This window comes from Coxiella-like endosymbiont of Rhipicephalus sanguineus (genome assembly GCF_018687865.1).
In genome coordinates, this window is record NZ_NIQB01000094.1 from 47,469 (window position 1) to 70,522 (window position 23,054).

Here is a 23,054-nt window from a genome sequence, read left to right on the forward strand (position 1 = left end):
CAGCAAAAAACAAAAGACAAAGAGCACCCATCGATGGTTCAATAAAAAACCGTGTTTAGTCAAAAAAAGCCCTAAAAGGGCAATGTTAAATCCGATGCTTATCGCCACCACACAGTGAATAATTAACTCACGCATAAAAAAACTCCTTTTGAGTTGTGGAATGGGGTTGTTGAAGAAATCATGTTCCATAACGATATCGTAGAGCATCGACAAAAGCTTTTTGCCATCCAATTCTTTTTTAGCGCCTTTGGAAGTGCTTTCTCTTGTGTAGGTAGATCGATAAAGTCCAAGTAGGACCCTTTTCCATCCACCAATGCCATCGCTCCGCTAAGACCTACATCAATTCCTAAGTGTTTAGACATTAACTAATCCCAACCTATCGTAGACAAGTAGTCTACATCTATACCAAAGATCTTAATTTTGATTCCTGGAGTCATTTCTCTTTATTTTAAAAAAAGAGCCCTCCTCTTCTTTTTACCTCCTCTGCTTTTTAATAGTGTTTTCACCTATTCACTTAAAAAAACTAAAAGGAGAGCCCCATGCTCAAATATGAAACTTACAAATCTATTGGGAGAAGTGTATTTATGTTTATTAAACCGCTTTGCATTGGTAAAAAATGACTAAGGAGCTTGAAGAGACTCAAGAAGCTCTTAAAAAATCTAATGCCACTATTGACGGACTAAAAACGCTCATTTGTTATTTTAAGCCCCTGATTGGACACAAGATTATCGACATTGCGAATCGAAAATGGAGCGAAATGGAGCGAAAATATAAAAAAAGAAAATTTAGTTCCATACTGTGGGACAACCTGTCGAGACTACAAAATAAGATTATAACCTAAAAAAGAGAGAAAAATTTTCTGTCTTTTTTGCTATAACTGTAAGCAAAGTAGCTATAACTGTAAGCAAAGTAAATTATATATAAAATTTGAACGAAAAACATGAGTAATTAAAGCTCTTCTTCGAATAGAGCCTAAATTTTGCCCACATGAGAGATTTGCTAACTTTCCTTTAAGTCCAAGTTCAAAAAAAATGTGATTTATTGACAGCTCTTAAGCCCATTTTAAATCCTTTTCAGGTTTTGTTAATTTTTGGGATGTTGACTTTTAAGTCCTTAAGGAAGCAAATGCGATCAAATCAATGATCAGTTAAAATCATTAAGTTCTTTAGACATGTACTAATATAGTGGCTTTTAACAAAGGAAATTTTATCGCGGCTTTCTTAACTCAACCTCACGAACTCACTCAAAAGAAAACCTTTAAAGGGTTAATTTGCGGACAACCAGGCATCGGAAAAACAACACTAGCCTTACTCCAAACCCTGTCTGCATCGATGTTGATAATGGTATGCATCGCGTACCCCCCCCTTTTTTTCGATGCCCTTCTTTGTGGGTTGAAAACTATCAGCAGGTACTTGACTTAGTCTAGTTGCCTGAAATTGATCCTTTTAAAACTATTGTAGTAGATATCCTCAGCAAACTGATTGAAAAAAATCGCTGACTAGATGGCCCAACAAAACTTCAAATTGCGTCAAGGTGACGATCAACTCACCATGAAAGGTTAGGGCGTGCTTAAAAAAAATCTTTCATAATTTATTTCAACTACTTGAATCAAAAAATAAATCGCTCATTTTTTTCGCTCACGAGTCCGAAGAAAAAATGGTGAACAAACGATAAACCTCCTGATTGTGCCGGCAGTACGCGTAAAGATATCGTTAAAGAACCCGATTTTATGGCTTATATGGAAATAATCGGTGACAAACGAACTATTAATTTTTCCCTTCTCCCAAAATATTATGCTAAAAATTCGTTGATCTTAGCACACTGGATGAAAGTGCCGGATCTCGAATTGAAAGGAAACACCTTTATTAACGAGAAAATCCTCAAATTAACTCAGGAAAAGCTTAAGAAAAATCTGAAATTAACCAAACGCTATCAATCACTCATAGAATCACTCATTTCTGAAAGCAACGAACTCAAAAATGTGAACGCCGTTAATAAATTCTACGAGACCTTAAACTAAAAAGAAAAGCTATGGGACAGTGATTTTATCATACGGCATCAATTAGCGGAGCATATTAAAACCATCGGAGTCGAATTTGACCTAAAAACCAAACACTTTTTTTGACAACACGATAAAGGCCAATGGCTAGGAGATTCATTACACCGAGACTCTAACGGGGTTTGAGTGGTATAGATTATCGGATAATGACGAAGCCGTTGAACGAAATCAGTTCTTAGCTCTGCTGCATCGTGAAAAAACAACTGACCCAAGCGATGAAAAGGCATTGAATTTGAAAACGCCGTTCGAGCCAACTTGCGAAGGCAGTTTGCAAGACACAAAGTCCTCACTCAGCAAGGGGTCACAGAGCTTACCCATGTTTGCTCTGGTGGCCTTTGGCAGCAATCCGTGAAAAACCACTCGATGAGTATATTTACTGCATGGACGTGCCTATGTCATCAAATGGAACACTATTTATGATCTCAAATTATGATCTCAAATACACCTCTTCGTACGATATCGGCAAGTATGCTAACAGAGTGCAGCACAGCATTGGATTTACTTGTTTTGTACCGGTCAAGAACGATTCGATTACCTCATTTCAAATGGTAACGATTGGTGGAAAGAAATCTATTTTGCCGCGCAAAACTTAGAAAATCGCATCCGATCAAAAAATAATACGTTTTTGGGTCTTGATCACGATCCTAAAGCCAAGGCCCTTTTTAATCAACACTGGAGAACAAAGGAGCATCTTTATGTTTTTTTAAACTCGTATCCGAGCAAGAAAGCTTCACATTGAGGTATGGGGAGAACAGCAATACCTTCAATACCTCAGTTAAACCCGGTGAGGTGGCCTTTTTTGTCAAAAAATCCTCCGATGAAATTTCGCTCAACAGCCAAAATCAAATGATTAAACTCCTCCTCACAATTCGCGATGCCCAGGGTAACAAGTGTGGCGTTTAACTACCTCGTCAATACACCCAAAATGATTTGGAAGTTAAAACACTTCTGTGAGGCAAGCAGACTTGAGAACTGCTATCAACAAGGTGAGCTTACCAACGTGTCCCACTGTCAAGCTAATGCCGGACGGTGTACCCTCACGCTCGAAACCTATCGTGATAAAAATAATCAGCCTCAAAAAAATACCTCGTCACCGATTGTCTGAAAACTGAGATGACGATCTTGAAAGTACAATAAAACGCTTCCTCAAAACATGTACTTTAAAATCATGGTTCGTATTTTTATGTCAAAAATAATAAATGGAGATTAATCTCAGTCAAAATCGTGCTAAAGCTTTCGTATCTTATCATGAATTGACAGCTAATAACGAATCACCCAAACTAATAAAAGATCTTTTTATTCGATTTAAAAACGATTTAAAAAGTAAAAATTGAATGACATTGATGAAAGTACTCGAGAAAACAAATTACGCTCTTTACGAAATCTTACATTGGTATTTGGACACATGCGACTAGAAGACATTCGGCCAAAAAATGTTTATCGCTATATGGATGAGTGGAGCAACAAATAAAGATAAATCATGTTTTAACCAGGTTTATAAATCAGCGATCCGATGAGGAATAACTGATAGTAATCCCTGCATTGATATCTCTATATATCTATATAAAAGAAAAACCTCGGGATCGCTTAATTAAGCCGTGGGAATTTACAGCCGTTCAACAATCAGCACAAAAGGCAAGGCAAGTAGAAATTTTGGCCGTCAAGCGGTGGTCTAATCTCACCAAAGAAGTTATTTAGCTTTTTGGAAACAAAAATAAATTGTTCTATCTCGTCAGTTAGTCTAAGAAGCTTAGAAATTTAGTTGATAGTCTACTTTTATATTTAGATGGCATCGTTAAAAACCGCCCACCGATAATTTATTTTGTAATACGTTCGAGAAAGTCTATACTGGAGAAAGGCTTAAGAGGATATGGAGACGACTTATAGATTAAGAAATAAAATTGAAACTAATTGAAGAACGATTTACCTTTCATGATATACGGGCTATGACTCATGATATACGGGCTATGACGGTTGCTTTTACGGCTGACAAGGAAAGGGTTGGAAGCAGCAAGTCGCGCGCAGCCAAGTCGCGCAGCGTGGCGGGGGACCCCCACGCTTCTGTTAAAATTACAAAGCAAGTGTATGTGCGGGCGATGTTCAAGAACGAATCCTAACAGAGTGAGGAAATTATATTAGGCATTTCCCATTATGTTAGCCAAGATGCATTTTGCAAAAAAAGATTAAAAAAGATTAATAAAAACTTTTTATTTTGTAAAGTTTAAGCGGGAAACGAGATTCGAACTCGCGACCCCAACCTTGGCAAGGTTGTGCTCTACCAACTGAGCTATTCCCGCCCATTTAAACTAATTTCTGGTATACCTGGTATTTAACTAACTCGTAGATTGGCCTAAAGTAGCTTTCTGCCAGAGTGCTTTATTTATAAGTTAGACTGTTATTATTACCTTTCATGACTGGTTGTCAAGTCTTGCCAGGCTATCTTTAAATAAAGAACCATTGTCCATACGGTCAGAAGAGCCGCAACCCACAAAAAAAATACCCCGCTCAGTAAGATCCACGAGGGCGCCCCAGGCACATACCAAATCAATAAAATCAAAGCAATCATCTGGAGAGTCGTTTTAATCTTCGAGAGAAAGGTGACAGCCATACTGGTACATTTGCCTAATTCTGCCATCCATTCCCGAAGAGCGGAGATAATTATTTCTCGACAAATGATAATCGCTCCAGGAATCGCTAAATATCCTACATAACATTCTCCAACCACCAGAACTAATGCTGCTCCTACTAGTAATTTGTCGGCTACAGGATCTAAGAATGCCCCTAAATCAGTCGCTTGTGATAAACTTCGAGCTACATAACCATCTAACCAGTCTGTTAGTGCAGCAAATACGAAAATTATCGCAGCAACCGGGTGAGCCCATCTAAAAGGTAAATAATAAAAAAGACCAAAAATAGGAATAGAGGAAAGTCGGGTCAGGGTAAGGAAAATCGCAATATTCATAGTAAAATTCTACGGCGATTACTTAAGAGGTCAAGTTCATTAGAAGAACCGTGCAAAGAGTAGTAGATGGATTTAGCTAATTTCTCACTAATACCCGGAACCTTGGCAATTTCTTCCACGCTCGCCTTTTGAATTTCCTGTAACCCTCCAAAATATCGTAACAATTCACGGCGACGTTTGGACCCAATCCCTTCCACCTGCTGCAAGGGAGATTCAACCCTACGTTTGGCCCGTTTGGCCCGATGTGCTGTGATAGCAAATCGATGAGCTTCATCACGGATTTGTTGAATCAAGTGAAAAGCCTCATTATCAGAAGGAAGACAGATTTCTTCTTCTCGCCCCCAAATATATATCTTTTCTAAGCCGGATTTTCGAGAAGGGCCCTTGGCTATAGCAAGCAAGATCACCTCATTTACTTGTAATTCTTCTAATACTTCTGCCGCTAATCGCAATTGCCCCTTACCTCCATCGATCATTAAGAGGTCAGGTAAAAAGCCTTCTCCTTCTTTCAATCGTATGTAACGTCGCGTAAGGACTTGCCCCATGGCTCCGTAATCATCTCCCGCTTGGAGACCGGAAATATTAAATCGTCGGTAATCACGTTTTATCGCCCCCCTTCTCCAAAAACAACGCAAGAGCCAATAGTGGCCTCTCCAAGAGAATGACTTATATCAAAACACTCGATACGGGAAATAGGGTTAGGCAATTGCAAGACTTCCTGTAAGGCTTCTAATTTAATTGCGAAGGTATTTCTTTCCGCTAAATGTTGAGAAAGGGTTTGCCGCGCATTGCGAATGGCCATCTGCTGCCACTGCTTATAGGGTGCGCGCCTTTGATCAGTAATCACTAGCTTTCGCTGTAAACTTGAAGATAGAGCTCGCTGAATCCATAGCCGCTCAGGCAAGGGCTCACTAGTTACAATCCGTTCAGGAATGTCACCATTGCGTAGAGGACTTAAATAATATTGGGGAATAAATTCTGCCAGGGCGGTCTGCACCGTCACCCCCTTAGGCATATCGGGGAAAAAAGGTTTATGCCCAATAATGCGACCTGTCCGGATGAATAAAATCGCAAGCCCAATAGCTCCGCTAGTTTGTGAGACGCCAATTACGTCCACATCCTCCTTCCCACTCATAATGAACTGTTGCTTTTGAAGATGGCGCAATTGCCGAATCTGGTCTCGATAATAGACCGCCTCTTCAAAATTTAATTCTTCAGAAGCTACCTCCATTATATTATTTAATTTATTAATAATTTTATTATTTTTTCCTTCAAGAAATAAAATAGCATCTTCTACTTGGCTCCGATAGCTGGGTTCATCAACATAACCCACACAAGGCGCCATACACCGTTTAATTTGGTATTGTAAACAAGGACGGGTTCGGTTTTTAAAAAAGGAATCACTGCATTGGCGCAACTTAAATAATTTTTGAATTAATGCTAAGCTTTCTCGAACAGACCCTGGTGTAGGATAAGGCCCAAAATAACGACCTGCAACTTTTTTTAGATCCGCGGTAAAAATCTAGTCGAGGAAATTTCTGCTGGGTAGCAAGATAAAGGTAAGGATAAGACTTGTCATCCCGTAACAGTACATTATAACGTGGTCGGAACTGTTTGATAAAACTCGCTTCTAATAAAAGTGCTTCATTTTCGTTACGAGTAATAGTGGTTTGGATGGCATAAACTTGTGCCATCATTGCTTGAGTTTTGCTATTGAGACGGCGGTGAAAGTAACTACTTATTCGCTTTTGCAAATTCCGTGCTTTACCCACATAAAGAGTTTTCCCGTGGGAGTCTTTCATTTGGTATACCCTGGCTCTGTTGGAAGGGTGGGCAGATAAGTTTTAGGATCAGAAATGATCATAATCGTTCAATAGCTGGCGGAGAGACAGGGATTCGAACCCTGGGAGGAGTTGCCCCTCAACGGTTTTCAAGACCGCCGCATTAAACCACTCTGCCATCTCTCCAGTTAATGGATGACCTCCGGACGTCCTTTTCCTCAAGCTCGGACATTCTTTTATACACACCCTTCCCCCCTTCTGGCAAGCTGATTGCCTCATTATATACGGCAATCCTTGTATAAGCATTACTAGAGTCTATTTAGATCTTTAAAAGATCCCACAAGTAAAAAGCCCAATAAAATTTAATAATAAAATTTAATATTTTTAATTAGTTAAAAATAAAAGGGATAACCAATTTATATCATGTAGTCTGTTTGATTGAGCCTATAGGGGGCAAATCAAAAGAAAGATTATTAATCGATTAGAAGCGTAATGATACAGATTAACTAAAGGTACAAATATAGGCGGTATAATCCATATAACAATGTTTAAGTAGGACGTTGTTTTCACTCAGCTTGGTGGTATGCTAGTAGAGTACCTTCGCTCAATAAAAAAGGTCACTTAGTAAGGAGGTAGGTGGGTATGTTTTGCTATCGATCCTAAATTTCTTAACTACGTATTAAAAATTAAAAGTGGTAGTTTCGTGTTCGCGTATGCCCCTCAAGAAAACTACAACTCTCATTTAATGAATTAATTTCTCTAACTACTTAATCCTCTCCTTGGAGAGGGTTAAGCAAATTCTAAATAATCCATTCCTCCCATATAAGGTTTCAATACCTCTGGAACACGAATGCGACCATCCGCTTGCTGGTAATTTTCCATGATGGCAATTAAAGTACGCCCCACGCAAGGCCTGAACCATTAAGAGTATGGAGCAATTCGAGTTTTCTTGTCTCAGGATTGCGCCAGCGCGCCTGTATTCGACGAGCTTGAAAGGCTTCACAATTGCTACAAGAAGAAATTTCTCGATAGCGTTTCTGAACGGGCAACCAAACTTCCAAATCATAAGTCTTAGCCGCAGAAAATCCTAAATCACCAGTACATAGTTCTACCACTCGATAAGGCAGGTTTAACAACTGCAATACCCTTTCCGCTTGGCCCGTTAATTCTTCTAAAGCTTTATAAGAACTTTCTGGCTTTACTAATTGAACAAGTTCCACTTTTTGAAATTGATGCTGGCGAATCATTCCGCGAACATCCTTTCCATAAGAACCTGCCTCACTTCGAAAACACGGTGTTTGAGCTACCCACTTCTTAGGCAATTGCTTACTTTCAAAAACCTCATCTCGGGCTAAATTAACCAAAGGCACTTCTGCTGTCGGAATCAAAAAAAGTCCCACTCTCCTGATACCTTAAATTGATCTTCTCGAAACTTAGGTAATTGCCCAGTACCGTACAAGCATTCCTCATGAACTAAATAAGGAACATACATTTCCTGATAGCCGTGGTCTTTGATATGCAAATCCAGCATAAATTGTGCTAGAACGCGCTGCATCCAAGCTAATCCACCCCGTAAAACAACAAACCGCGCACCTGATAATTTAGCCGCTGCTTCGAAATCCACTTGACCTTCTCCTAAAGAAATATGGTCTTTAGGAGAAAAATCAAAATAAGGTATCTCACCCCATTTACGAATTTCTCGGTTATCATTTTCGCTCTTACCATCGGGAATGGAGTCGTTAGGTAAATTTGGAAGTGATAATTGAAAGTCTAATAATTCTCTTTGAACAGTCTTGAGCAAAGACTCGTGTCGGTTTAATTGCTCTCCAAGCTTTGAAACATCAGCCATTAAAAGTGAAACATCCTCACCTTTCGATTTCGCCATCCCAATCATTTTGGATAATTGATTACGTTGAGTCTTCAGCGATTGAGTGGCCGTTTGGTAAGCTTTTCGCTTCTCTTCAAGCTCTAAAAAAAATTTTTATCGAATTCAAAACCGCGGCGACGCAATTTTTGCGCCACTTCATTTAAGTTTTGGCGTAATAATTTAGGATCTAACACAATGTTTCCTCAAAAAATAATCACTTGACCTAACCAAAGGCCTATTATCAGTTTCCGTGAATGACAATATCAAAGAGGCGCCGATATTAGCAAGAGCAGCACCGAAAGCATGCAATTTAAATAAAGAGACAGTATATCAAAGCTAAAGCTGGAGAAAGTGCTAAACCATCGAAAGAAGCCTATAAAAGATCCCTGCTCGCCAAGCAGCTGATAAAGCAAAGCGACCCGACTGACCCGACTAACATGCCTGACAAAATTCCAATAAGAAAGGAACCAATTAGATTGACAACCAAAATTCCTCAGGGAAAATTTTTAGGTAAAATTTCATTAACAGAGCGAGAAATCAGAAAACAGGATAAAGAACCAATAGATCTACATTAATACAGCAATCATCTCTCTTAAGCTGCGCCTATTCATTCAGGATTTTTAAATTTTCAAGTTTTTTTAATTTTTCTAACCTTCTATTTAATCAAAAATAATATTGACGATCTTTTAACGCTTCAGGGAATTAATTTACTTCCTGCAGTAAACCCGTCGGGCTCATTGTGCACGTATCGATACTCTTTCCCATAACTAAGGATTTCATTAATTTGTTAGGTGCATTGCGTAAATAAAGTGAAACTTCCAAACTATACTCTACTGCTTGGCATCATGGCACGCGGCATTGAAGGCTTTATAAACTTGCATTGCTCTTAGGTGCACAAGCCCCAATAAACTACAGCTTGCACCAAGGTAAGTTCTCGCTTTACTGTTCCCCACTCGCTCATAAGTTTCCCAAGCATTAAGAACTATTTATAATGCGCGAGAGTCTGCGTTTCCAATATCTTCACTTGCCATTCGTAAAATGCGCCTTGCGACATAAAATCGGTAAGGACTTTATCAACCGCACCCTCTTCCACCACCCATTTTCCCTTTTCTTCATAGCAAAGTTAGCCAGGATTTCTAAAATATTTAAACACTGACAAGCATAGCCATCGGAAAATTTTGCGATACGTTCACACAACGAAGGAAGAATTTCTAAGGTTTTTTGCCTAATTCTCGTTCGGGCTCTCTTTGAGAGATTTCTCTAAGATATTTAATAAATCCGCTTCAGCTAATTCTTTTAATACATATACTCGTGTTCGCAACAATAAGGCGTTGTTTAATTAGAAATAGGGATTGTTCGTTGTAGCACTAATTAAAGTAATAGTGCCCCCTTGTAATAGTGCCCTTGTTCGACATAAGGTAAAAAAGCATCCTGTTGAGCTTTATTAAAGCGGTGAACCTCGTCAACAACAACAAATAAAATTGTCGGCTGATAAATATTCTGAGCTTGCTCTGCCCCCGCTTTACTACATCACGAATATCCTTTACACCCACTAATACACCCACTAAAACAGCAGACAAAAATCTCACAAGCGCTCCACTTTTTTGAGCCATTATTTCTGCCAACATTGTTTTACCCATTCCCAGAGGCCCCCACAATATCATGGAATGTAATTTTCCATTTTCTATTCCCTGAGAAAAGGGGGTATCCTTACCACCTAACTAAATGCTCTTGACCAATAAATTCCTCCAGTGAGCGAGGACGTATTCAAATAGCAAGGGGAATAAAATTAATTTTTTGATGACATCAACATCACGCGAGGGTTTAAATTCGAATAAGTGATCCGCTAGCAGTTGGTTAATTTTAATTTTTTTAAATTGAAAAATACTTCTTTCCTCTAAATTATTTAATACGGTCATTTCTGTCAGTTGCTTTTGAAAAAATTTTAATCGGATCCATTTAAAATTGAGATCTTTTTTAATTCGAGGCACTAATTCAAATACTACAGTACCATCATTTGGTGAACTTGTTATTGTAAGGTTTTGTTTTAAATCTTTTATAGAACCTGATAACAAAGAGGCAGGATTAATATTTGTTCTTTTTGCCAGTGGTTGTTTGCTAGCTTGAGATAAATCTTTATTATAAACCCATAAGGTTTTTCCGTTAGTGATGATAATTTGATTGGTAGGAATATTTGTTTCCCACCGAAAACATCCCGGCCGTTTGATCATTATTCGACCCCGACTTTGTTGGATTACTCGTTCTTCATTATCGAAAGTTGTTTGTCTGAATGTAGCCTGATAAGTATGAAAACCGGACAGCAATTGACTTAACTGAGAGGTGGCATCAGGTTGATCAACTGCAATACCGACTAAAGGGATAAGCAAAAATAATAGAAAAAAAATAAGTTATTTCTATAATAATTCATTGTATATAATAATTCATTGTATTATTTTTTAATAAGCCGATTTTTGACCAAAACACATTATTTAGAACCTTCGTGGGTTCACCATTTTAATTTTCTTGTGAGGACACCAACACTTCGCGGGTTCCATTATTTTCCATAGGACTAACCACACCGGCTATTTCCATGGCTTCCACGATTCGGGCAGCTCGATTATACCCAATCTTAAAGCGGCGTTGAATACTCGACACAGAAACCCGCCGAGACCGAATAACGACCTCTACCGCTTGGTCGTAAAGGAGGTCTCGTTCGCCTTCCTCGGATCCACCCCCTAAAGCAGCTTCTGTAAATCCTCTTAGGTCCTGAGTCGTCATTTCATCGAGAATTCCTTCTACATAATTGGCTTCGCTACTCTTCTTCAGATATTTCGCTACGCGATGAACCTCTTCATCCTTGACATAAGGGCCATGGACTCGAACCGGAACTCCCGTACCCGGAGCTAAGTAAAGCAAATCTCCATGGCCCAATAGTTGTTCTGCTCCTTGTTGATCCAAAATAGTCCGCGAATCAATTTTGGAAGAAACTTGGAAAGCAACACGGGTAGGAATATTAGCCTTTATTAAACCCGTAATCACATCTACAGAGGGTCGTTGAGTAGCAAAAATTAAATGAATCCCTGCTGCACGAGCTTTTTGCGCGAGGCGAACGATGAGGGTCTCAACTTTTTTGCCTACTACTACCATCATGTCCGCAAATTCGTCCGCAATTACTACAATCTGTGGCAACTCTTGGAGCTGTGGCAGCCCCCTTCTTCATTGCTTTGCAGTGGGTCTAGCAAAGGCACTCCGGCTTCACTTGCCTCTCGTACTTTAGCATTGTAGCCCAGAATATTACGTACTCCCAACGAAGCCATGAGACGATAACGCCGCTCCATTTCGGCTACACACCAACGTAACGCTGAAGCTGCGTCTTTCATGTCAGTCACTACGGGAGTTAGCAAGTGGGGGATCCCTTCATAAACAGAAAGTTCCAGCATCTTGGGATCAATAAGGATGAGGCGTAAATGTTTCGGAGTAGCTTTATAAAGAAGGCTTAACAGCATGGCATTCAAACTAACAGATTTACCGGAACCCGTTGTGCCTGCTACTAACAAATGAGGCATTTTTGCTAAATCAACGATGACCGGGTGGCCCCCGATATCTTTCCCTAATGCCAACGTTAAACTGGATCGCGCATTTTGATACTGCTTGGTAGCTAAAACTTCATACAAGGGCACCACCTCCCGAACCTTATTAGGGAGCTCAATGCCAATAGCGGATTTACCCGGGATGACTTCAACCACTCGCACACTGATCACCGACAAAGAACGAGCCAAATCTTTCACTAAGTTAGTTACCCGACTTACCTTTGTCCCAGCAGCCAGCTCTAACTCAAAACGAGTTACCACAGGCCCCGGATGGACGGCCACCACTTGAGACTGAACTCCAAAGTCTGCCAAACGCAATTCCAATTCTTTAGACCTTTGTTGTAATTCCTCTTCGGAATAAGAGGCTTCATGATCCTTAACGGGTTTATCCAGCAAAGAAAGATCTGGAATGATCACAGAACCTTTAAATCGAGGTGCTTTAAACTCTGTATCCACAATTTCTAATTTGGGACGTTCAGCGATTTTTGGTTTGGTATTCATTTCCTGTGGTTCTAGAATAAATGCCGGCTCTACCACTTTAATTTGAGGAATAGCGACCGATACCTCTTGATTTCTGAGGGAGGGTATGGGAAATAAATCTTTCCATGAAATTACTCGCAACTGTTCTTTTGTTAACCTTGCGAGCTTCATTAAAACTTCACCCAAAAATTCCAAAAACCAAAACCAAGATAAGCCGGTGAATAAAGTGATTCCAATCATTAGGAAAGCAAATAAAATTAATGTGGTTCCCACCCTATTACAAATAGGCAGTAATGTTCCCGCCACCACAGTGCCGAGTATCCCACCTGCATTAAACGGAAGATGAGAGGGTGAAAAAGACAAATGAATAACAGCCAACCCTGTGCCTGCTAATAACAGCAACAAAAATCCCAGAGAACGTAAAAGAACCAAAGACCATATTATGAGAGGTTCAGTCCGTTGTTTATGTCGATTTCGGAAGAAAATCCATCCAGCAAAGGAAAGAATGAAAGGAAAAAGATAAGCTAAGTATCCAGCCGTGTATAAAAGAAAATCAGAAATCCATGCCCCTATTTCTCCTGTAACATTAGCCACTTTTTTAATTGCTACGCTATGCGACCAACTCGGGTCTGAGGGGTGATAACTCACTAGGGCAAGAAGAAGGAAAATGGAAAATGCGAGCACTAAAATAAAAAATCCTTCACGCAAACGATAGCTTAAATTCGTTCGAGAATTGATCTTCGTTTCCTTTTGTAATTTTTTGCGCTTTTTACCTCGCTTCATTGGAACTCCTTCACCTACGTCGATGAAAATGCAATTAAAACTGGGAGAAAAAAATCTCAGTTCTAATCGCACCCGTCATTAAATGAACACTAGAACTGCTGAATAATTACAGTTAGTATTATAGCCTGAATAATTCTCTAACAAACACCTAAATCAGATAAAATTATGAATAATGAACAACACCATTCTCTTATCATTCTAGGCTCAGGTCCCGCCGGCTGTACTGCAGCCATCTATGCCGCCCGTGCTAATCTCAAACCTATTATGATCACGGGAATTGAACAAGGCGGACAATTAATGACTAGCACAGATGTGGATAATTGGCCTGGCGAAGCACCGGGATTACAAGGTCCTCAACTTATGAAGAGAATGCAAAAACATGCAGAACGTATTGATACCAAAATAATTTTTGACCACATTCGTGAAGCAAATTTAAAAGTGCGGCCTTTTGTTCTCACCGGTGATAGAAGCACTTACACTTGTAATGCTTTAATCATAGCTACAGGGCTTCCACCCGCTATTTAGAACTACCTTCGGAAAAGGTTTATATGGGCAAAGGAGTTTCGTCGTGTGCCACCTGTGACGGTTTTTTTATCGCGGGAAAAAAGTCGCTGTCGTAGGGGGCGGAAATACAGCCGTAGAGGAAGCTCTTTACCTCTTCCATATCGCTTCTCATGTGACCCTCATTCATCGTCGGGATAAATTACGTTCCGAAAAAATGCTTACTGCGCAATTAATGAAAAAAGTGGAGAATGGAAATATCAACATTGAATGGAACCACGTAGTTGACGAAGTCCTTGGCAATGATCAAGGCGTAACCAGCGTTCGTCTAAAAATGTTCAAGATGAGAAAACCCAAGAACTCCGCATCGATGGTTTGTTTATCGCCATTGGTCATGACCCTAATACAAAAATCTTTAAGGACCAACTCGATATAAATGAGGCGGGTTACCTACGCGCCAAATCCGGTTTAGAAGGCAACGTTACCGCCACGAACATTCCGGGTGTATTTGCGGCGGGCGACGTTACCGACCACGTATATCGGCAAGCTATCACCGCCGCAGGGATGGGTTGTATGGCGGCGCTGGATGCGGAGCGCTATTTGAGCTTATTCACAGAGTGACTACTTCAACAAACCTCATTAACGAGCTCATGAAGATCATAGGTAAGAGAGTTTAATCACGTTTCCTTAATTACTGCTTCAGCTAAGCGCCTCAACAAAATGTCCTCCTTTAACAAAAACCTTTTGCAAAAGCGTCTGCTGATGCACTACTTACTCGTGACCATCAACTGGTTGTTTTATAAAGGCTATCTTTAGCAACTGCTTCAGCAAACTCCTCTCCATAATCTAAAAAATAGTTTTCTCAACTCGGATTCTTTGCTAGATCTGTTCAGCCAGGTCTTTCTCTTCACCATCCAAAATGATAATAACGAAGTAGAGTTAGCTTTCTTAAATGAATTAACACTTTGACTTTCTTGGGATTTAAAAACCTATTGATTAAAGAGACTATTTCAGGCACTATTACTTTTTTTAAACAGAATCAAGTCTTATGCCAAAAGAAGAATCTATTGAAATGAAAGGGGTAGTGATTGATTCGCTGCCTAACACAACTTTCAGAGTTAAGCTTGAAAATGGTCATGTCGTCACAGCCCATATTTCTGGGCGGATGCGGAAACACTATATTCGCATTCTAACGGGTGACGAAGTGATCGTAGAATTAACTCCTTACGATTTAAGCCGGGGCCGAATTGTATATCGTGAAGCAGGAAGAAAATCTGCTCAATCAGAAGAATAGTCCCCTGTAAATTATTTACTAAATGTTGAATAGTCAGCTGACCTTCCACTACGTCGACTACAATTTCGTCTCCTTCATGGAGTTCTCCAAATAATAACTGGTCCGCCAAAGGAATTTTTAATTTCTCTTAGATTATGCGGGCCATTGGGGCGGGCACCCATTTTTTTATTATAACCATGCTCAGCCAGCCATTGTTTCGCTTCCATGCTAAAATCTTAAGTATCGTAGCATTCCAAGTAATTAAATTGAATAATTACATCCAATCGATTGCGGAATTCAGCACTAAAATAATGTTTAATTGCACTCAAACTTTCTTGCTCTATATTTTGATCGGAAAAACCAATCGTTCCACGCTCCAACTGATCGGCATCGGAATTAGTTGTCGTAACAATTTTCGCATTATTATCAGTCAGATAACCATAATCCATTACTTGCAAAAGAATATTGAAAACATCTGGATATGTTTTTTCGATTTCATCCATCAGCAAAACAGTATGAGGTTATTTTCGGATAGCCTCAGTAAAAAAACCTCCTTGATCATACCCAACGTAGCCAGAAGGGGGCTCCAATTAAACGAGAGACCGTATGACGTTCCATATATTCCGACATATCAAATCGAATTAACTCAATCCCCAATGTACTTGCTAGTTGACGAGTGATTTCAGTTTTACCTACTTCCTAGTAGGACCTGCTAACAAAAATGATCCTACGGGTTTATCAGCATTATTTATGCCCGCACGCAATAATTTAATAGCGTTACACAGAGCTTCCACCGATTTACTTTGCCCAAAACTACTTTTTTAAGTTGCTTAGGTAATTCCAGTAACAATTCTTTATCGGTTTGAGTAATATTTGAATAATATTATAAATAGGGATTCGTGCTATCTTGGCGACAATCGCTTCAATTTCTTTGATACTTATCAAAGTATTTCCTCTGTTTTCACTTTGTAGTTGCTTCACTTTGTAGTTGTTGGTAAGCTCCCTCCTCTGCTTCGTTGATGATATCGATCGCCTTATTCAGCAATTGTCGATCGAAAATATAACGGGTTGATAATTCAACAGCCCGTTTCAAAGCATCCGCAGTATATCGAATTTGCTGATAACTCTCATACCGCGACCTTACACCACCCTGCAAAATTTTAATTACCTCTGGAATCGAAGGTTCTTTTACATCGATTTTCTGAAAACGACTTAATAAGGCATAGTCTGTTCGAAAAGAAATTACGAAACTCTTCATAGAGGTGCCGCCGATAGCTGACCCACGCACCAATTAAATTATGAATCTCATCAAATCAATAAATACAATCACGCCAGCTTCTCGACTTAAGGAACTTTAATACCGACTTAAACCGTTTTTCAAAATCACCCCAATATTTGGTACCTGAAAGCAATATCCCTAAATTTAGGGAATAAACAGTGCCATGAGAAAGAGGTTTCGGTACTCGATTTTGTTTGTACAATTCATTGCACTAATCCTTCCACAATAGCTGTTTTACCTACCCCTGTATCGCCTACCAATAAAAAAGGATTATTTTTAGTTCGTCGACAAAGAATTTAAATACAACGCATTAACTCTTCTTGCCAACCAATAATCGGGTCTACGCGTCTACTCCACGATTTTGCGTAATTTATTGTGTAAAGATCGATTAGATTTTCATCCACCGTGGTTTCTTACATTCCAGTGCCTTCTGACATTTGATGATGATCTGGGATAAAACGGGTCTTATGGCGGGGTTTAGTGATACCTTGAATGGTATAATTGATAATATCGATTCAGCTAATATTCTCCTGGCTCAAGAAATAAATTGCTTGACTTCTAGGCTCACTAAAAATGGTAGTTAAAATGTTCGTTCCTGTCACTTCGGGAGGGCTTGTTATATTGGACATCATAAATTGCCTGGGGTAGTTTCTATCAATATTTTCAATATTTAAAGATAGATACCCAAACCCACCTTTAAGCGATCTAAATTGGCTTCGCAAGCGGCAACCACTCTTGCTCCTTCGGGTTATCCAAAAAGGCCCAGCAAAAGGTGTTCGATGGTGATAAATTCATGACGCCTATCTCAAGCTTGGAAAAACGCGCGATTTAAGGTCTTCTCCAGAGTTTTACTAAACATGACCCGGCCCTCCTACGCTAAGTTATTAACATCCTCTCCACTTAAATGTGGTAAAAAGAAAAGAGTTTTTTCTACTCGTTATGGGAGATTCGTCGTATTGACACTTTTTTATTTTGATTTACAAGTAGTTATAATAGTTATAATCATTTTTTTTGAGATCCTTTACCATTTTAAGATTATGTTAAGTTGATCATAAGTTGGAAGTCATTCAAACATCAGATGAACTCCTAAAAAAACTTATTCAATATGCTTTAAAACAACATGCCACGAGACTGAGACCCGATTTTGAAGACGGTAATATTCAAACATTAGAAGCTATTTATCTGCTAATTTTGCTAATTTTCCGACAAGAAGAGATTAATAAGTTAACCAATAGCCCGGAAACAGATAAGCAAATTTCAAGTCTGTGCCCAGGAGTTAGGACTATCTGGCATCGTAGAAATGACTATAATCGCTAGTCATAAATCTATAAGCCAGACTCCCAGGACTTAATTCTCTTTGACTCACTCTCTACCAACCCCTACCCTTGTGGCAAGCGGTGATAAGCCCTTACATATGCTCGATAATTGTCTTACCAAACTGGGACGTACTAACCTCGTGAGCATCATCCATCAAACGAGCAAAATCGTAGGTTACCATTTTACGCTTAATGGCACCCTCAATTCCTTTAATGACCAAATCTGCTGCTTTTTCCCAACCGAGGTAACGTAGCATCATTTCAGCGGACAAAATGAGAGAACCCGGATTGACTTTATCTTGTCCCGCATATTTAGGTGCGGTACCATGGGTTGCTTCGAATAAACCAATGGTATCGCTTAAGTTAGCACCGGGAGCAATACCAATTCCGCCAACTTCTGCTGCTAAAGCATCCGAAATATAATCACCATTCAAATTGAGAGTAGCGATAACACTATATTCAGAGGGTCGCAGAAGAATTTGCTGTAAAAAAGCATCAGCAATTACGTCCTTAATGATTATGGTTTCACCTGACTTTGGATTTTTAAACGAATGCCAAGGGCCACTATCCAATGGTTTTGCGCCAAATTCTTTAACGGCCACCTCATAGCCCCAATCTTTGAAGGCACCTTCCGTAAATTTCATAATATTGCCTTTGTGAACAAAGGTTACGGAATCGCTATTATTATCGATGGCATATTGAATCGCTCGACGTATGAGCCGAGTGCTTCCTTCTTGAGAAACGGGCTTAATCCCAATACCTGCCATTTTCGGAAAACGGATTTTCTTTACCCCCATTTCTTTTTGTAAAAAAATTGATAAGTTTAATGGCTTCTGGGCTTCCTGCCTTCCATTCGATGCCCGCATAAATATCTTCTGAATTTTCTCTAAAAATAACCATATCCACTTTTTCAGGCGCCTTCATCGGGCTTGGCACACCTTTGAAATAACGTACAGGACGAAGACAGACATAGAGATCTAAATTTTGACGAAGCGCTACATTTAACGAACGAATCCCTCCGCCGACAAGCGTGGTAAGAGGACCTTTAATAGCTATCTGATACGTTTTAATCGCTTCCAAAGTTTCATCGGGCAGCCAAATGTCTTTTCCATACACTTTAGTGGCTTTTTCACCTGCGTAAACTTCCATCCACGCCAACTTTTGCTTTCCCTTATAGGCCTTCTCTACCGCTACATCGATAACATTTTTCATCACTGGCGTAATATCCACCCCGATGCCATCTCCTTCTATATAGGGAATAATCGGTTGGTTCGGTATATTTAAACTGCCTTCATTGTTAACCGTAATCTTTTCACCTTGGGCGGGAATAGAAATATGTTGATACGTCACGAATATCTCCTAACTTTATTAGGGCATGTAGCTTAGCTAAGGGCTTCTATGAAATCAACATTGGATCACACCATAACTAAAAAATTGATATTCTTTCTTAACTGCCTCTTGGTAAGCTTTCATTATTAATTCATAACTACCAAAAGCACAGACCAGCATCAACAAAGTAGATTTTGAGAAGTGAAAATTAGTTAACAACATATCCACGCAATTAAATTTAAATCCAGGGTAAAAATAAATAAATCAGTCTACCCTATATATAAAGTTGGCATTCTCCACTTCTGGCAGCTGTCTCTAAAGAGCGCATAACTGTCGTCCCGATGGCAATTACCCGACGTTGTTTCATGACACAACTTGATAGCCTTACACACGGAGGGAGGAACTTCCATCCATTCGCTATGCATCCGATGCTCACACAAAGATTCCACACGTTAACGAGTTGAAAAGTTTCGGCTCCCACATGTAACGTAACACGTGCGAAAGCAATGTTTTTTTACGCAGAAGCTTAAATGTGTCATTGTCAAAATGTAACTCTGTCATGGGTGTTGCGATAGCTCCTTCTTTTTCAGCAAAAATTGTTTGATAGTGACATAGGTCCTCTTTATTAAGATTCCGCTGAATATAAGGGACAAAGGTATTTGTCCATATTTATGTAACAAATCTAAGAGCGATAGTGAGGGATCCACAGCGCATTCAAATAAATCCTCATGCCGATCCGTGACTAGAATTTCAAAATTATCTCTAATAATAATTCAACTTCCCGCTCCGGGTGCTTTTCTCACTGGTATATGAGCCGAAAATCGATTGGACGATAAAATACGTTCAATGAGACATTCTAATTTTTCTCCTGTTTCTTTATAACCTAACAAGCGAGCAGAAATGACTTTGGTATCGTTCAAAACAATTAAATCGTTAGGTTCCACAAAGTTAAAAAATGAATAAGTTGTTGATAAGAGATCGTTTGTTGACTGCAATCAATGCATAACAATCGGCTAGCGGATCATTTTGGCAAAGGCTGTTGCGCAATTAATTGCGGAGGCAAATAATAATCAAAATTACTGGCTTTCCAAAATTTTTCATAGTTAGTTATTGTGCAAAATTTAGAAGCGCATTTCAATTCAATTATTAACTAGTTAAAAATAGCGTATATTAAAAATTATTTTTATTTAATATCAGCAATTGTCTTTATACCAATTTTTATTGTAGCTTTTTTTTGGCCTCCTATTTTGTGGGGTCTTATTGTGGCTGATCCTCTTTTTTGGTTGGGCTCTATGATATCTTTCAAAAAAAAGAAAGCAATATTTTAGCAATATTTTAAGGAATTATCCCGTTTGGGGGCACTGACGCCATATCCTCCTCGGCATTCGTCCAGAAATCCACGCTTATTTTATCGAAGACGAGGAAGAAGGTGCTCCGTTTACCCACGTTCAGCAATTTCTCGTTTACAAGCGCGTAATATTTACAAGCGCGTAATAGTAATAGTAGTAAGCCCTATTCCACCTCTCGCTTTAATATCTCTGCTATGAATTTTGGAGCCATCAACCCCGAAGCAATTCGGGATTTAAACGTGGTGCAAAGATGGGCAATTTCCATCAAGATACGGGCAAAGGGGATTAAGTAAATACTATTTAATGGAAGGCGGCAATCTCCTGTGGAAAATTGGCACCGCTTATTTTGGTTGCCGCACCAAAGAGGAAAAATTTGACCCAGAACAATTTAAAGCAAGGTCTCGAATTCCTAACGTTAGAATGGTGGAAATAAAAATATCTCAAGGTGCTAAACCGTCACATGATGCTATTCTCTCCGGGGCAAAAGTTAATAAAGAATTGTCAGAAGCACACGGAGTAGAAACTGGTGTGGATTGTATATCGCCCCCTATGCACTCTACTTTTCAACTCCCATTGGTTTACTGGAGTTTGTACAAGAGCTTCGGGAACTTAGTGGCGGAAAGCGACTGCGTTCAAGCTTTGTATTGGCATCCTTGAGGAATTTATGGTTATTTGCAAAGCCATATTAGAAATGGGGATTTATCCGAATTTTATCGTCATATATGGTTCGGAAGGAGGTACAGGTGCAGCGCCCTTAGAATTTTTCGACCGCGTAGGCATGCCACTTAATGAAGGCTTAATATTTGCGTACTTGATATTTGCGTATAATAATTGCTTAGTAGGTATTGGTGCCCCGTCCACATATCCGATTAATTGGCAGTAACAAGGTCATTACTGGCTTCGATATACTAACAAAAATTGCTCTTGGAGCAGATATTTTAAACAGCGCAAGGGGAATGATTTTTGCTCTAGATTGTGTGCAGTCACACTGCTCCCACCTCAACATCTGTCCCACAGGCGTTACTACCCAAGATCCGAAACGCCGCTATGCCCTTCACATTGATGAAAAATCTGTTTTTGTATTTTTGTATAAAAAATTTCCATGAAAGCAGCCTAAAAAGTTTCTTTGAAAGTTTCCTTGAAGTATTAGGCATTGCCGGACTTACCCCCCACCCAGAAGATTTATAACCCTTTCATATATCGCGGCGTGAGCTGAGATGCGGCTCTATCTTAGAATGAAATTTTTCTTTACCTTAAAAACCTAAAGATATTTTGAAGGGGCGAATTCCAAAAAAATCTAAAAGATATCAAAAACTCTGGCAAGAAACGAATCCGCATCATTTTGTTACGGTGTTTAAAGATAACCTATCGCGTCAGTAGTCATTCTAATAACGAGAGGAAATAAGGATCTCAATACAAACCGTTAATCCGAGTACTGGGAAAGTACTCAAAGAATATAAAGAAATGTCCGATCAAGAAATTGAAGAAGTTATTGATAAAGTACACGAGACTTACGAAAATCAGCATACGGTCAGTTTTACAGAACGTAGAGAAAAATTACACCAGGTGGCTGAATTATTACTTGCAGATAAAAGAGATTACGCAAAATTAATGGCGAAAGAAATGGGTAAGCCAATTACCGCCGGCGAATATGCTGAACAGGCCGAAGAATTTCTAAAACTTCGAATTGTAAAAACCAAATTAGAAACAGGAGGAGAAATTCTCAAAAGTAAAGGCTTCTATTATCCTCCTACACTGTTATCAGGAATAAATCCAAGCCAATGAGTGTTTAATGAAGAAATTTTTGGGCCCGTAATTGCCCTTATTCGCGCTAAAGATAAAGAAGAAGGAATTGAATTAGCTAACAATTCAAAATTTGGTCTCGGCGTTGCCGTTTTTACAAAAAATACCACACGAGGCGAGAATATCGCTGCTCGAAGATTTCAGGCTGTAGTTACCGTGTGCCATCAACACTTTTGTCAAATCTGATCCACGCCTGCTTTTTGGGGGCGTCAAAAATTCTGAGGGGTACGAGCGAGAGTTAGGAAAAGAAGTCATTCGAGAATTTATGAATAAAAAAAACTGTGATTATGGGTTAATATTCCCTTTTTAATTAGAAAATTATTTTTTATCGTAATTATTTCTCAAGTAATCAGCATCTCTGCTCTTAAAGCTTCTGAGGATTTTGCTAAATTCGGACCGTCCATTATTGTAATCATTGGTTACGAAATAGCATGTTATTTAGTGCTTATTTCACTTATTAGCTAGGTTGTTTCCCAACAGCATTTGGATGCCTTCGCAATAATAGGGTTATTTTTAATTGTGGCTGGAGTCGTAATTATTAATCTCTTTTCAAAATCAGTAAATTAACTCTTGAAATAAAGTTTAATTTATTTCCCCATGCTTTCCTTCACCTTGAGCCGTTTCTCATGATTTTGAATTTTCATTTACCATTTTTTTATAGGCCTCTTCAAGTTTTTTTTAA

At 39.2% G+C, this 23,054-nt stretch carries 17 protein-coding genes, 2 tRNA genes and 8 pseudogenes; 10 read left to right on the plus strand and 17 right to left on the minus strand.

Translation table 11 applies throughout. The features are described from left to right. Positions 1-122: 122 nt before the first annotated feature. Positions 123-362 (minus strand): hypothetical protein, encoded by a 240-nt coding sequence (locus tag B1F79_RS05710; protein ID WP_251366336.1) that lies wholly within the window; start codon positions 360-362, stop codon positions 123-125. A gap of 1,367 nt (positions 363-1,729) precedes the next feature. Between B1F79_RS05710 and B1F79_RS05715 the strand changes: the two genes are divergently transcribed. The 3 genes from B1F79_RS05715 to B1F79_RS05725 all read left to right on the plus strand — a co-directional run bounded on the left by B1F79_RS05715 (position 1,730) and on the right by B1F79_RS05725 (position 3,757). Continuing rightward, positions 1,730-2,020 carry a hypothetical protein gene (locus B1F79_RS05715; protein WP_251366337.1) on the plus strand — a complete coding sequence of 97 codons (291 nt, stop codon included), beginning with the start codon at positions 1,730-1,732 and terminating at the stop codon, positions 2,018-2,020. A 1,369-nt stretch (positions 2,021-3,389) separates the two neighbouring features. After that, entirely contained in the window at positions 3,390-3,530 is a 141-nt protein-coding gene (locus B1F79_RS05720; RefSeq protein WP_251366338.1) for a tyrosine-type recombinase/integrase, read from the plus strand. A 71-nt stretch (positions 3,531-3,601) separates the two neighbouring features. Further along, a complete protein-coding gene (locus tag B1F79_RS05725) occupies positions 3,602-3,757 on the plus strand; it encodes a hypothetical protein (RefSeq protein ID WP_251366339.1) in 156 nt (51 codons plus the stop codon). 526 nt (positions 3,758-4,283) lie between these two features. Here the strand turns inward: B1F79_RS05725 and B1F79_RS05730 are convergent. The 8 genes and pseudogenes from B1F79_RS05730 to B1F79_RS05775 form a co-directional block, all read right to left on the minus strand. Further along, positions 4,284-4,356, minus strand: a tRNA-Gly gene (locus B1F79_RS05730). Positions 4,357-4,460: 104 nt separating this feature from the next. Next, positions 4,461-5,021 (minus strand): CDP-diacylglycerol--glycerol-3-phosphate 3-phosphatidyltransferase, encoded by a 561-nt coding sequence (gene pgsA / locus B1F79_RS05735; protein ID WP_251366340.1) that lies wholly within the window; start codon positions 5,019-5,021, stop codon positions 4,461-4,463. Next, positions 5,018-6,885 (minus strand): annotated as a pseudogene (gene uvrC, locus B1F79_RS05740) (excinuclease ABC subunit UvrC). Before uvrC ends, pgsA begins: the two are co-directional and overlap by 4 nt. Before the next feature lie 14 nt (positions 6,886-6,899). Continuing rightward, a tRNA-Ser gene (locus B1F79_RS05745) sits at positions 6,900-6,988 on the minus strand. Positions 6,989-7,591: 603 nt separating this feature from the next. Beyond that, positions 7,592-8,863 (minus strand): annotated as a pseudogene (gene serS / locus B1F79_RS05755) (serine--tRNA ligase). Positions 8,864-10,036: 1,173 nt separating this feature from the next. After that, positions 10,037-10,333: an AAA family ATPase gene (locus B1F79_RS05765; RefSeq protein WP_308159747.1), complete on the minus strand. Its 297-nt coding sequence runs from the start codon at positions 10,331-10,333 to the stop codon at positions 10,037-10,039. Between the two features lie 129 nt (positions 10,334-10,462). After that, a pseudogene (lolA, locus tag B1F79_RS05770) lies at positions 10,463-11,056 on the minus strand (outer membrane lipoprotein periplasmic chaperone LolA); the annotation flags it as partial. Between the two features lie 127 nt (positions 11,057-11,183). Continuing rightward, positions 11,184-13,522, minus strand: a pseudogene (locus B1F79_RS05775) (DNA translocase FtsK). A 165-nt stretch (positions 13,523-13,687) separates the two neighbouring features. On the opposite strand from B1F79_RS05775, the pseudogene trxB reads away from it, so the two are divergent. Together trxB and infA are read left to right on the plus strand one after the other, a co-directional pair. Then, positions 13,688-14,644 (plus strand): annotated as a pseudogene (trxB, locus tag B1F79_RS05780) (thioredoxin-disulfide reductase). Between the two features lie 427 nt (positions 14,645-15,071). After that, positions 15,072-15,317, plus strand: a complete 246-nt coding sequence (infA, locus tag B1F79_RS05785) for a translation initiation factor IF-1 (RefSeq protein WP_251366341.1) — start codon at positions 15,072-15,074, stop codon at positions 15,315-15,317. A gap of 74 nt (positions 15,318-15,391) precedes the next feature. Here infA and B1F79_RS05790 read toward each other — a convergent pair whose 3' ends face one another. The 8 genes and pseudogenes from B1F79_RS05790 to B1F79_RS07145 form a co-directional block, all read right to left on the minus strand. Next, positions 15,392-15,523 (minus strand): ClpB D2-like domain containing protein, encoded by a 132-nt coding sequence (locus B1F79_RS05790; RefSeq protein ID WP_251366342.1) that lies wholly within the window; start codon positions 15,521-15,523, stop codon positions 15,392-15,394. Positions 15,524-15,532: 9 nt separating this feature from the next. Beyond that, on the minus strand, positions 15,533-15,799 hold the full coding sequence (locus B1F79_RS05795; protein ID WP_251366343.1) for an AAA family ATPase: 267 nt from the start codon (positions 15,797-15,799) through the stop codon (positions 15,533-15,535). A gap of 55 nt (positions 15,800-15,854) precedes the next feature. Beyond that, positions 15,855-15,953, minus strand: a complete 99-nt coding sequence (locus B1F79_RS05800) for an AAA family ATPase (protein ID WP_251366344.1) — start codon at positions 15,951-15,953, stop codon at positions 15,855-15,857. 304 nt (positions 15,954-16,257) lie between these two features. Then, the gene (locus tag B1F79_RS05805; protein ID WP_251366345.1) at positions 16,258-16,584 is read right to left on the minus strand and encodes a hypothetical protein; all 327 of its coding nucleotides are present in this window, start codon (positions 16,582-16,584) and stop codon (positions 16,258-16,260) included. A 1,399-nt stretch (positions 16,585-17,983) separates the two neighbouring features. Further along, positions 17,984-19,241 (minus strand): annotated as a pseudogene (icd, locus tag B1F79_RS05815) (NADP-dependent isocitrate dehydrogenase). A 54-nt stretch (positions 19,242-19,295) separates the two neighbouring features. Beyond that, the gene (locus B1F79_RS07135; RefSeq protein WP_372443162.1) at positions 19,296-19,442 is read right to left on the minus strand and encodes an S-adenosylmethionine:tRNA ribosyltransferase-isomerase; all 147 of its coding nucleotides are present in this window, start codon (positions 19,440-19,442) and stop codon (positions 19,296-19,298) included. Between the two features lie 52 nt (positions 19,443-19,494). Beyond that, positions 19,495-19,889 (minus strand): annotated as a pseudogene (locus B1F79_RS07140) (S-adenosylmethionine:tRNA ribosyltransferase-isomerase). Between the two features lie 104 nt (positions 19,890-19,993). Next, the gene (locus tag B1F79_RS07145) at positions 19,994-20,140 is read right to left on the minus strand and encodes a hypothetical protein (protein WP_372443163.1); all 147 of its coding nucleotides are present in this window, start codon (positions 20,138-20,140) and stop codon (positions 19,994-19,996) included. 714 nt (positions 20,141-20,854) lie between these two features. Between B1F79_RS07145 and B1F79_RS05825 the strand changes: the two are divergent. The 5 genes and pseudogenes from B1F79_RS05825 to B1F79_RS05845 form a co-directional block, all read left to right on the plus strand. Next, positions 20,855-21,226 (plus strand): annotated as a pseudogene (locus tag B1F79_RS05825) (glutamate synthase-related protein); the annotation flags it as partial. 34 nt (positions 21,227-21,260) lie between these two features. Beyond that, the gene (locus tag B1F79_RS05830; RefSeq protein ID WP_251366356.1) at positions 21,261-21,452 is read left to right on the plus strand and encodes a glutamate synthase-related protein; all 192 of its coding nucleotides are present in this window, start codon (positions 21,261-21,263) and stop codon (positions 21,450-21,452) included. After that, positions 21,418-21,675, plus strand: coding sequence for a glutamate synthase-related protein (locus tag B1F79_RS05835; RefSeq protein WP_251366347.1), 258 nt, complete (start codon positions 21,418-21,420; stop codon positions 21,673-21,675). The genes B1F79_RS05830 and B1F79_RS05835 overlap by 35 nt, the downstream gene beginning before the upstream one ends. A 358-nt stretch (positions 21,676-22,033) precedes the next feature. Then, complete coding sequence (locus tag B1F79_RS05840; RefSeq protein WP_251366348.1) at positions 22,034-22,354, plus strand: aldehyde dehydrogenase family protein; 321 nt, start codon at positions 22,034-22,036, stop codon at positions 22,352-22,354. Then, positions 22,355-22,558, plus strand: a complete 204-nt coding sequence (locus B1F79_RS05845) for an aldehyde dehydrogenase family protein (RefSeq protein ID WP_251366349.1) — start codon at positions 22,355-22,357, stop codon at positions 22,556-22,558. The last annotated feature ends 496 nt before the right edge of the window (positions 22,559-23,054 follow it).